This is a genomic window from Streptomyces sp. NPDC032161 (assembly GCF_040636995.1).
GTDB lineage: Bacteria > Actinomycetota > Actinomycetes > Streptomycetales > Streptomycetaceae > Streptomyces.
This window is the reverse complement of record NZ_JBEZVN010000001.1, coordinates 61826-73561: the sequence shown is the minus strand read 5'-3', so window position 1 is coordinate 73561 and position 11736 is coordinate 61826. Positions and strand designations below refer to the sequence as shown.

Annotated in this window: 7 protein-coding genes; 5 read left to right on the top strand and 2 right to left on the bottom strand. The window is 73.9% G+C overall.

Translation table 11 applies throughout. The features are described from left to right. The first annotated feature begins 66 nt into the window (after positions 1 to 66). A complete protein-coding gene (locus AB0E67_RS00270; protein ID WP_362018950.1) occupies positions 67 to 528 on the top strand; it encodes a hypothetical protein in 462 nt (153 codons plus the stop codon). 140 nt (positions 529 to 668) lie between these two features. Continuing rightward, positions 669 to 2492: a glycoside hydrolase family 18 protein gene (locus AB0E67_RS00265; protein WP_362018948.1), complete on the top strand. Its 1824-nt coding sequence runs from the start codon at positions 669 to 671 to the stop codon at positions 2490 to 2492. Here AB0E67_RS00265 and AB0E67_RS00260 read toward each other — a convergent pair. Together AB0E67_RS00260 and gabT are read right to left on the bottom strand one after the other, a co-directional pair. Continuing rightward, positions 2477 to 3331, bottom strand: a complete 855-nt coding sequence (locus AB0E67_RS00260) for a phosphatase PAP2 family protein (RefSeq protein WP_362018946.1) — start codon at positions 3329 to 3331, stop codon at positions 2477 to 2479. The two genes, AB0E67_RS00265 and AB0E67_RS00260, sit on opposite strands and share 16 nt — an antisense overlap. Before the next feature lie 147 nt (positions 3332 to 3478). Next, positions 3479 to 4819 (bottom strand): 4-aminobutyrate--2-oxoglutarate transaminase, encoded by a 1341-nt coding sequence (gene gabT, locus AB0E67_RS00255; RefSeq protein WP_362018943.1) that lies wholly within the window; start codon positions 4817 to 4819, stop codon positions 3479 to 3481. A 296-nt stretch (positions 4820 to 5115) separates the two neighbouring features. On the opposite strand from gabT, the gene AB0E67_RS00250 reads away from it, so the two are divergent. The 3 genes from AB0E67_RS00250 (at position 5116) to AB0E67_RS00240 (ending at position 11212) form a co-directional block, all read left to right on the top strand. Further along, positions 5116 to 7617 carry an ATP/GTP-binding protein gene (locus AB0E67_RS00250; protein ID WP_362018940.1) on the top strand — a complete coding sequence of 834 codons (2502 nt, stop codon included), beginning with the start codon at positions 5116 to 5118 and terminating at the stop codon, positions 7615 to 7617. 174 nt (positions 7618 to 7791) lie between these two features. After that, entirely contained in the window at positions 7792 to 9399 is a 1608-nt protein-coding gene (locus AB0E67_RS00245) for a PucR family transcriptional regulator (protein WP_362018938.1), read from the top strand. A 367-nt stretch (positions 9400 to 9766) separates the two neighbouring features. Continuing rightward, positions 9767 to 11212, top strand: a complete 1446-nt coding sequence (locus tag AB0E67_RS00240; RefSeq protein ID WP_362018935.1) for an aldehyde dehydrogenase family protein — start codon at positions 9767 to 9769, stop codon at positions 11210 to 11212. The last annotated feature ends 524 nt before the right edge of the window (positions 11213 to 11736 follow it).

The window sequence follows — 11736 nt, the reverse complement described above, 5'->3', positions numbered from 1 at the left end:
CCCCTCTCTCCCCGTGTGGACGCACCGGCGACACGGAGCCGGTCGATACGGAACGGAGGGCCGGTCATGGCTGGCGCGGGGGTCGGGGCAGCGGTCGAGTGGCTGGCATCGGTGGCGCCGGACCCGAATGCCTGTCGGTGGGTGTGGGAGCGCGATCCCAGGGGGGTCGCGCTCCTTCCCGCGGGCAGGCGCTGGGACGTGCTGATTCTCCCCGGGGAGCTGGGGCATCCCACCTTCGACGTGCTCACCCGTCTCGTGGACCGGCCGGGGCCGGTCCTCTCCGACTTCGGCAACGCCCGCATGGGCTTCTTCGTGCCACCGGGCACCGTCGACGGCTGGATCGGCACCGGGGTGCGCGGTGCGGGCCGGGGCACGTGGATCGTCGTGCCGCATCCGGGCCGACAGGTCGTCGGCGCGGTGCGCTGGCTCATCCCGCCGGACGGCACGGGGATGCTCAACGACGCGACGCTCCTCGAACTCGCGATGCATGAAGCGGCGGCCATGAGGGCCGAGAGAGGCGGTAATTGACGATACGCCAGACAGGGGTCGACGGCACTCCGGAGCGACCGGAGTGCCGCCAGAGGTCTTGACAAGCTGATTGGTCTGGACCATGTTGTGGCGGCCGCACTCAATTCCGCCCCACCCGACCCCCCTGTACGGAGGCAGTTGTGGAACGCACGGGACCCCCCACCCGACTGACCGGACTGGTGGCCGCCTGCTCGGCCGCGCTGCTCGCCGCCGGTGGACTCGCCGCCACCGCCCCCTCGGCCGCCGCCGCCGACGCGGACCTGGCGCGCAACGGAGGATTCGAGGCGGGCCTGGACGGCTGGAGCTGCACCGGTGGCAGCGGAGCCGTCGTCGGCTCGCCGACGCACGGAGGCACTTCGGCGCTCAAGGCGACGCCGTCCGGCGGCGACAACGCCAAGTGCTCCCAGACCGTGACGGTCGAGCCGGACTCCACGTACACGCTGAGCGCCTGGGTCCAGGGAAGCTACGTCTACCTCGGCGCGTCCGGCACCGGCACCACCGACGTGTCCACCTGGGCGCAGTCGGCGCCCGACTGGAAGCAGCTCACCACCACCTTCAGAACCGGCCCGTCCACCACCTCGGTGACCGTCTACACCCACGGCTGGTACGGCACCCCCGCCTACCACGCCGACGACCTCACCCTGATCGGCCCCGGCGGCGCCCCGGCCGAACTCCCCGCCGCGCCCGCCGGACTGAAGGCCGGCACGGTCACCGCCTCCTCGGTCGGCCTGTCCTGGACCGCGTCCCCGGGCGCCACCGGCTACAACGTCTACCGGAACGGCACCAAGGTCCTCTCCGTCACCGGCACCTCCGCCACCGCGACCGGACTGACCGCGTCCACCGCGTACAGCTTCCAGGTCACCGCGACCAACTCCGCGGGCGAGTCCGCCAGGTCCGCCGCCGTCCAGGCCACCACCACCGGGGGAGGCGGAGGGGGAGGCGGTCAGCTGCCCGCCCATGCGCTCGTCGGCTATCTGCACGCCAGCTTCGCCAACGGCTCCGGCTACACGCGCATGGCGGACGTGCCCGACTCCTGGGACGTCATCGACCTGGCCTTCGGCGAGCCGACCTCCGCCACCTCCGGCGACATCCGCTTCTCGCTCTGCCCGGTCACCGAGTGTCCGAACGTCGAGTCCGTCGCCGAGTTCAAGGCGGCCATCAAGGCCAAGCAGGCCGCGGGCAAGAAGGTGCTGATCTCCATCGGCGGCCAGAACGGCCAGGTGCAGCTCACCACCACCGCCGCCCGCGACACCTTCGTCTCCTCGGTCGGCAGGATCATCGACGAGTACGGCCTCGACGGCCTCGACATCGACTTCGAGGGCCACTCGCTCTCGCTGAACACCGGCGACACCGACTTCCGGAACCCGACCACCCCGGTCGTCGTCAACCTGATCTCCGCGCTGAAGACCCTCAAGGCCAAGTACGGCGAGAAGTTCGTCCTGACCATGGCCCCCGAGACCTTCTTCGTCCAGCTCGGCTACCAGTACTACGGCTCCGGCCCCTGGGGCGGCCAGGACCCCCGCGCCGGCGCGTACCTCCCGGTCATCCACGCACTGCGCGACGACCTGACGCTGCTGCACGTCCAGGACTACAACTCCGGCTCCATCATGGGCCTGGACGACCAGTACCACTCGATGGGCGGCGCGGACTTCCACATCGCCATGACCGACATGCTGCTCTCCGGCTTCCCGGTGGCCGGTGACCGGACCAAGGTCTTCCCGGCGCTCCGCCCCGACCAGGTCGCCGTCGGCCTGCCCGCCTCCACCCAGGCCGGCAACGGCCACACCTCGCCCGCCGAGGTCACCAAGGCGCTCAACTGCCTGACCAAGAAGACCGACTGCGGCTCGTACACCACCCACGGCACCTGGCCGGGGCTGCGCGGGCTGATGACGTGGTCGATCAACTGGGACCGCTTCAACAACGGGGAGTTCTCGAAGAACTTCGACGCCTACTTCGGCCGCTGACGCGTCCCGCTCCCGGCGCGGCCCACCCGGTACGACGGCAGGAGCAGCAGTCCGGACAGGAACCAGCTGCCCAGCACGTCCAGCGGCCAGTGATAGCCGCGCAGCACCAGACCGATGCCCGTCCCCGTCGTCAGCAGGACGGCGGCGACGGGCATCATCCACGTCCGCACCCACCGCCACACGCCCCGCGCCCACCGCCCACCGCCCGCGTCCCGCACGCACCGCGCGGTGAGCAGCGCCGCCGCGCCGTACGCCACCGCGGCCGTCGCCGCGTGGCCGGAGGGGTAGTAGCCGGTGGCCCCGGTCAGCGGTCCCGGGCGGGCGATCCAGTCCTTCAGCGGGACGACCAGCAGCGGCACCGCGGCCATGGCGAGCGCCGCGTACAACGGCCCGCGCCGCTCCCCGCGCAGCAGCGCCCACACGATCGCGCACCCCAGCACGGGGAGCGCGACCTGTGTGTTGCCGAGATCGGCGAGGAATTCGGTCAGCGGGACGGGGCCGTGTCCGACGACGGCCCGGGCGGCCCGCTCGTCAGCCCCGCGCAGCGGTCCGTCGGCCGCGACCTGCCAGGTGACGAGCGCGAGGAGGGCCAGGAGCCCGGAAGCCGGGAGAACGAGAAGGGCCGGCCGCCCGGGAACAGGGGGGGAGGTTCCGGGACGGCCGGTCGGACCGGTGTGCCGCGCGCCCCGGGGGGTCTGGGGCGAGCGGCCATCCGATCGGTGAGGAGTTCCGGAGCCGGAGGCTCCAGTGGTGTGCGCGAGGGCACGGCCGGGACGGTGCTGGGGAAGCGTCGGCCCGGCGTCGCCGGCAGTCCCCTGCGGGCGGGGTGTTTCTCTCATCTGCGGAAACCGTACGGCAGCGGGAGGGGGACCGACAGCCGGAAACGGATCCCGCCATCGGCCCCGCACACCTTCTTCACAGCCCTCACGAGGCCCCCGGACCATCCTCGCGAGCAGGGCCGCGGACAGGGCCGGGGGTCGCACGGGTCAGACGCCGGCGAAGCCCTGTTCGAGGACGTCGAGCGCCTCGTTCAGCAGGTCCTCGCCGATGACCAGCGGCGGCAGGAAGCGCAGGACGTTGCCGTACGTACCGCAGGTGAGGACCAGGACACCCTCCGCGTGGCACGCCTTGGCGAGCTTCGCGGCGGCCTCCGGGTTCGGGTCCTTCGAGCCGGACTTCACCAGCTCGATCGCGATCATCGCGCCGCGGCCGCGGATGTCGCCGATGATGTCGCCGTTCGGCAGCTTCGCCTGCATCTCGGCGAGCCGCCCCTTCATGATCTCCTCGATGCGCTTCGCCTTCCCGTTCAGGTCCAGCTCGCGCATCGTCTCGATGGCGCCGATCGCACCGGCGCAGGCCACCGGGTTGCCGCCGTAGGTGCCGCCGAGGCCGCCGGCGTGCGCGGCGTCCATGATCTCGGCGCGGCCGGTCACGGCGGACAGCGGCAGCCCGCCCGCGATGCCCTTGGCGGTGGTGATCAGGTCCGGGACGATGCCCTCGTCCTCGCAGGCGAACCACTGGCCGGTGCGGCAGAAGCCGGACTGGATCTCGTCCGCGACGAAGACGATGCCGTTGTCCTCGGCGAACTGCGCGATCGCCGGGAGGAAGCCCTTGGCCGGCTCGATGAACCCGCCCTCGCCGAGCACCGGCTCGATGATGATCGCGGCGACGTTCTGCGCGCCGATCTGCTTGTTGATCTGGTCGATGGCCTGGGCGGACGCCTCGGCCCCGGCGTTCTCGGCACCGGTCGGCCAGCGGTAGCCGTACGCCACCGGCACCCGGTAGACCTCGGGCGCGAACGGGCCGAAGCCCTGCTTGTACGGCATGTTCTTGGCGGTCAGCGCCATCGTCAGGTTGGTACGGCCGTGGTAGCCGTGGTCGAAGACGACGACCGCGGGACGCTTGGTGTACGCGCGGGCGATCTTGACGGCGTTCTCGACGGCCTCGGCGCCCGAGTTGAACAGCGCGGACTTCTTGGCGTGGTCGCCCGGCGTCAGCTCGGCGAGCCGCTCGCAGACCTCGACGTAGCCCTCGTACGGCGTGACCATGAAGCAGGTGTGGGTGAAGTCCGCGAGCTGGGCGGACGCGCGGCGTACGACGGCCTCGGCGGAGGCGCCCACCGACGTGACGGCGATGCCGGAACCGAGGTCGATCAGACGGTTGCCGTCCACGTCCTCGATGATCCCGCCGTCGGCGCGCGCGGCGAACACCGGCAGGGTGGAGCCCACGCCTGCGGCCACCGTCGCGGTACGACGGGCCTGAAGCTCCACCGACTTCGGGCCGGGAATGGCGGTGACGAGGCGGCGCTCCTGCGGAAGAGAGGTCATGCGGGGCTCCTGTGGGGTGTTTCGGACGCTTCTCTGCCTGCAGGCTAGGGGCGGGACCGGGGGTCCGGCATGTTCCGTTCGGGAGTGGTGGCCGTGCGGCGTTGTCCGTCGCGGACATAGCACGCACGGGGCGGGGGTGCCGGGACGCGCGGACACCACCCGTACGGCCGCCGCCCGGGAGCCCCGCCGGACCCGCCGCGCGCGCCGGGCGGCGCGACGGGGCGGACAACACCGGGAGGGGCACTAGATTGACCGGGGCAGCTGACGGACCCGGCCGGTCAGGGGGGCGACGGTTCATGAAGAGCGACGACGTGCACGGCGTGCGGGGCGCGAGCGGTGACCCGCTCGATGTGCGGGACGAGGACGGTACGCAGCGGGGGCACGTCGGCCCCGGCGCGTCCCGGCACGTGGTGCCGCGCCCGGCCGGACCGCCGCCCGCCGCCCCGCCCGGGCCCGCCGGGCCTCCCCCCGCGGCGCCGCCGTCCGCCGCGCCGCCGATGCCCGCCGGGCTTCCGCGGACCGGGCCGTCGGTCACCGAGTGGCTGAACGCCCTCCGCCCCGCCGCCGCGCCCGGCATCTGGCGGTACGGCTACGTGCCGCGCCCCGCCGAGAAGCCGCCCCGGCCCTCCCTGCTCGGGCCACTGATCGCGCTGGGACTCTGGCTGCTGGTCTGGGCGCTGCTCGCGGACTTCCGCATCCCGTACGTGAAGGTGCCCCTGGTGGCGATCACGCCGGGGGACTGGTGGGTGTTCGAGACGCTGCGGGCGGGCTACGTCCCGCGCGCCGCGTACAGCATCGAGACGCTCTACTACCAGCTGCTGGTGCTGCTCGCCGGGTTGTGGGCCGCCCGCCTCGGGCACTGGTCCGGGATCTTCCGCCACTGGGCGGGACCGAACACGGACCGGGCCCGGCTGTGGGCCTCGGGCCTCGCCGCCCTGTTCGCGCTGTGGCTGGTCGGGAACGGCACAGTGCCCCTGCTGGACGTCGTCTTCTATCTGATCCCGCAGAGCTGGCTGCAGGGCGGCGGCAGCGCGTACCTGGCGGCGGTGGTCGCCTACGGCGCCTACGCCCTGGTCATCGCCGCGGTCGTGTGGCCCTTCGCCCGGGCCGGACGCTGGCGCGCCGCCCTCCGCGCCCGGTCGGCGCGCCGCGCGGCCGCGCGTCCAGCGGGCGACCTTCCGGCGGCCGTTCCTCCCGCGGCCGGTCAGGGCCCGTCGCCCGTGTCCGGGACGGACGCCGCCCGGTGGCCCGCGCTGCGGGCCGCGGGACTCACCGCCGCGGCGGACGTGCTCACCTCGGCCGTGCGCGGCGGGCGTCTGAACGACGTGGACTGCGTGCGCGTCCACCACGCCTGGACACGGGCCCGGTCCCGCCACGACGGCCCGGCGTCCTTCGACGAGACGGTCGTGCGCCGGGGCGCCGACGCCTTCCTGCACCCCTCGGGCCACCGCGACCTCCCCCTGCGCACCGCCCGCCACGACCTGCTGACCGGTCAGGTCCGCATCGGCGGCTGCGCCGACGACGAACGCAACCCCTACGCGCGCCGGGGCTCGGGGGTCGCCCTGGACCCCGCCGTGCTGGGCACGTCCCTGCTGGCGGTCGGGCCGCCCGGCGCGGGCAAGACGACCGGGCTGGTGCGACCCGTCGTCGAGACGCTCGCCCTCCAGGCGCTGACCGGCGCGGTGGCGGTGCTCGCCGTCGGCGCCGCGGGCACGCCGCTGGGGCCCGACGACGCGTACGACGTCGTCGTCAGGATCGGCGACCCCTCGTCCGTCCACGACTTCGACCTGTACGGCGGATCGACCGATCCCGACGAGGCCGCGGCCACCCTCGCGGAAGGGCTGGCCGGGGACGTCCCCGAACTGGACGGCCGGCGCGCGGCCCTGGCCCTGGGACAACTGCTCGGCCCCTACCGGACGGTCCACGGGCACTTCCCGTCCGTACCCGAACTGCGGGAACTGCTCGCGGGGGACGAGAGGGCCCTCGGCGCACTGCGGCAGGAGCTGGAGGCGGGCGGCCATGCCGCGATGCTCCGCGAACTCGACGCCCGGACCCGGCAGGCGGGCGCCGGGTCGGACCCCGCGGCGCTGCTCGCCGACCGCGTCGCCCTCCTCGACCGGCCCGCGTTCGCCGGGTTCTTCGCGACCGGGGAGGACGCACGACCCTTCTCCCTGCGTGCTTTCGGACAGCATCCGCTCAGGGTCCGGATCGACCTCCCGGAACGCGCCCACGCCGCCGCGTCCAGGGTGCTGGCCCGCCTCGTCCTCGCGCAGTTCAACGCGATGGCCGAGACCCGCACCGACCGGTCGGCGTTCGCCTGTCTGGTGCTGGACGACGCGACCCACACCCTCACCGCCCGGACCATCCAGGGGATCAGGGGGCTCAGGCCGCTGAACGCCGGCGCGGTGCTCGCCCTGCGCACCGTCGACGACGTCCCCGAGGGGCTGCACGCGTCCCTGCTGGGCGCGGTGGGCTGCGGGATGATCTTCTCGGGCGTCACCACCTGGGACGGGAAGCGGTTCTCGGAGACCTGGGGCAAGGAGTGGGTCTCGGTCCGTGAGGTGGCCCAGCACGGGGTCTTCGCCGACCAGCCGTTCACCCGGGCCATGCACGCCCTGCGCAAGCTCGCCACCGGCAAGGCGGTCACCGTCGACGCCGTCACCGTGCGGCAGGTGGAGCGCGAACGCTGGTCCGCCTCCGCGCTCGCCTACGAACTGCCCCCGGGACACGCGGTGCTCTCGCTGACGACGGTCGACGGCGAGCACGCGCCGCCGCTGCTGGTGCGGCTGGGCGACTGACCTCGGCAGGCAGGGCGACCGGCCCGGGAAGCACGGGGCGACGGCGCCGGTACGCGCGGGCGGTGGTGGCGGCGCGGCCGAGCCGTCGCCGCGGACTGCGCCGCCCTGGCAGAATTGAGGACAGCCGTTCATACGGGACGGCGAAAAACGAATGCCCGAGGTCCCACGGTCCCCATGCCCCCCACTCTTGCCTCGCTCGTCCAGCACTCGGCGCTCAGACTCAGGGTGCGTGCGGCGGCGGACCGGCTCGACGTGCCCGTCCGCTGGGCCCACGCCAGCGAACTGCCCGACCCGGTCCCGTACATGGAGGGCGGGGAGTTCCTGCTCGTCACCGCCACCAACCTGGACGCCGAGAACCCCGAGGCGATGCGGCGGTACGTGCGGCGGCTGGCCGGGGCCGGGGTCGTCGGCCTGGGCTTCGCCGTCGGCGTGAACTACGACGAGGTGCCGCGCGCCCTGATCGATGCCGCGGAGGAGGCGGGCCTCCCGCTGCTGGAGGTGCCGCGCCGCACCCCGTTCATCGCCATCGCCAAGGCCGTCTCCTCGGCGATCGCCGCCGACCAGTACCAGGCGGTGACGGCCGGGTTCGCCGCCCAGCGGGAGCTGACCAAGGCCGCGGTGTCGGGCGACGGCCCCGCTGAACTCCTCGCCCGGCTCGCCGCGCACGTCGACGGCTGGGCCGCGCTCTACGACACCTCCGGCGCCGTCGTCGCCGCGGCCCCCGAATGGGCCGCCCGCCGGGCCGCCCGGCTCACGCCCGACGTGGAGCGGCTGCGCGAGCGCCCCGCCCCGGCCAGTGTGGTCGTGGGCGGCACCGACGACCGCGTCGAGCTCCAGACCCTGGGCACCGGCCGCCGGGTCCGGGGCGCGCTGGCCGTCGGCACCGGCGCGGCACTCGGCACCGCCGAGCGGTACGCGGTGCACTCGGCGGTCGCCCTGCTGACCCTCACCACCGCCCGCTCCCGCTCCCTCCAGAGCGCCGAGCAGCGGCTGGGCGCGGCGGTGCTGCGGATGCTGCTCGCCGGCTGGCCGGACCACGCCAGGGCCGTCGCCGGGGACCTGTACGGGGAACTGCTCGATGCCCCGTTCCGGCTGCTCATCGCCGAGGTGGACGGCCCCCGCGCGCCGGTGGCGCTGGGCGAGGCGCTGGAGGCCGCGGCCTTCCGGACCGGTGAGGCGCTGCTGGCCGTCCCCGAGGGCGATCGGCTCGTCGTCCTCGCCGCGGACGGGGGAGCGGTGGTCGCCGCCTGCACGGTGTACGCGGAGGCGCAGGAGGCCAGGGAGACCCGTGAGACGCGTCCGGCGCGCGAACCGGCGGCACGGGAGGAGGACCGGGTGGTCATGGGCCTCTCCGCACCGTCGGGCCTCACCACCGTCTCCGCCGCCTACAAGCAGGCCGAGCAGGCGCTGTCCGTGGCCCGGCGCAGGGGCAGGGCACTGGTCGAGCACGAGGAACTGGTGGCGGGCTCCGTGCTGCCGCTGCTGGCCGACGACGCCGTCCGCGCCTTCGCCGACGGAATGCTCCGGGCGCTGCGCGAGCACGACGCGAAGGGGCGCGGCGACCTGGTCGCCTCGCTGCGCGCCTGGCTCTCCCACCACGGCCAGTGGGACGCCGCCGCGGCGGACCTGGGCGTGCACCGCCACACCCTGCGCTACCGGATGCGCCGGGTGGAGGAGATCCTCGGCCGCTCGCTGGACGACCCGGACGTGCGGATGGAGCTGTGGCTGGCCCTGAAGGCCACGAGCACCCCGCCCGCGCAGGAGACGCCGCCCGGGCCTTAGACCGTGTCGTCGAAGTGCCGGCGAAGTGCCGCCGTTCGGCCGGGGGCCGGGCCGCGGGGCGTCCGGTGCGTGCGTGCGAGAGGCGGAGGGCCGGTCCTGGTACCGGACGTACGAGGACGCGTCCGACGACGCCGCGAGCGTGTGTGCCACGCGGGGCACGGCGGGCGGCACTTCGGAGACACGGCCCGGCGCCCCTCCCGGCGACGTCCGCCCGTCGCGCCGAGAAGCGTCCCCGGTCACGTGACGCATCGGACAATCCGTAGAAAGCCCGGGGCGCACTGCTCCACGTCGGACAAACGTCAGGCCGGGCGTTCGGCCCTACGGTGGGGTGCAGCACACCCCACGACTCCGAAGGGCCGGAACCTCCATGACTTCCACCCACGCCTTCTGGCTCGCCGGCCGCCGGGCCACCGGTGAGGACAGCTTCGACGTCACCAACCCCTGGGACGGCAGGCTCGTCGGTACCGTCGGCGTGCCGACCGACGCGCAGATCGAGGAGGCCGTCGCGGCCGCGCACGCCGTGCGCGAGGAGTTCGCCGCGACCCCGGCCCACGTCCGTGCCGCCGCCCTCGACCACGTCGTACGGCGCCTGGTGGAGCGCACCGAGGAGATCGCCCAGCTGATCTCCGCCGAGAACGGCAAGCCCATCAAGTGGGCCCGCGGCGAGGTCGGCCGCGCCGTCTCCGTGTTCCGGTTCGCCGCCGAGGAGACCCGCCGCTTCAACGGTGGCGACGCCCAGCGCCTCGACACCGACGCGGGCGGCACCGGCCGCCTCGGCCTGACCCGTCGCTTCCCGCGCGGCCCGGTCCTCGGCATCGCCCCGTTCAACTTCCCGCTGAACCTGAGCGCCCACAAGGTCGCCCCGGCCATCGCCGTCGGCGCCCCGATCATCCTGAAGCCCGCCCCGGCCACCCCGATCTCCTCGCTGGTCCTGGGCGAGATCCTGGCCGAGACCGACCTCCCGGCCGGTTCGTGGTCCGTGCTGACCGTCCCCAACGACCGGATGCCCGACCTGGTCCAGGACGAGCGCCTGCCCGTCATCTCCTTCACCGGTTCCGGCCCGGTCGGCTACTCGATCCTGGAGTCGGTGCCGCGCAAGCACTGCACCCTGGAGCTCGGCGGCAACGCCGCCGCCGTCGTCCTCGGCGACTACGCCTCCGAGGAGGACCTGGACTGGGCCGCGAACCGCATCGCGACCTTCGCGAACTACCAGGCCGGCCAGTCCTGCATCTCGGTGCAGCGCGTCATCGCGGACGCCTCGGTGTACGACCGGCTCGTCCCGAAGATCGTCGCGGCCGTCGAGGCCCAGGTCACCGGCGACCCGTCCGACGCCTCCACCGAGGTCGGCCCGCTGGTCAGCGAGGACGCCGCCAAGCGCGTCGAGTCCTGGGTCGACGAGGCCGTACAGGGCGGAGCCCGGCTGCTCGCCGGTGGCAAGCGGGACGGTGCCACCTACGCGCCGACCGTCCTCGCGGACCTGCCGCAGGACGTCACCCTCGCCCACGAGGAGGTCTTCGGACCGGTCCTCTCGGTGCAGAAGGTGGACGGCGAGGCCGAGGCGTTCGCCGCCGTCAACTCCTCCAAGTACGGCCTCCAGGCCGGTGTGTTCACGCACGACCTGCAGACCGCCTTCCGCGCCCACCGCGCCCTGGAGGTCGGCGGCGTGATCATCGGCGACGTCCCCTCCTACCGCGCGGACCAGATGCCGTACGGCGGCGCCAAGCAGTCCGGCGTCGGACGCGAGGGCGTCCGCTACGCGATGGAGGACTACACCTACGAGCGTGTGCTGGTCCTCACCGGCCTCGCCCTCTAGTCCACCTCTAGTCCGTGTCTTCACGGTGCTGCCTGCCGTGCGACGCCTGGCGCACACGCTCGCGGCGTCGTCGGACTCGTCCTCGTACGTCCAGTACGAGAACGATCCTCCGTCTTGCGATCGCACGCACCAGACGCCGCACGGCCCGGCCTCCGGCCGAACGACGGCACTGTGAAGACACGGCCTAGATCCCGGAACCCGGAACCGGAACGACACCCGGCCCACCGGTACCGCCCGCTCCCATCCGCCTGGACAGCGGGGGGCGGGCGGCGAGGGAGGCGGTCGCAGCCCACTGTGCGGGGGCTGCGGCCGCTTTCGCGTGTCCGCGCCCTCCCGGCCGTTCGCGCGTGCGCGGGGCGGGAGGCGGACGCGCCCGCGCGCTCCCCGTGCACTCCCTGGCCGCCCTGTCACCGCGGGAACGGCCGACGGGGTGGCCGCCGACCCGATCGGCGGCCGCGAATGGCGGCGGGCCCGCGCATCGGGTAGATCAGGACACGTAGCACCGTTCGGTACGGCACGGCAGG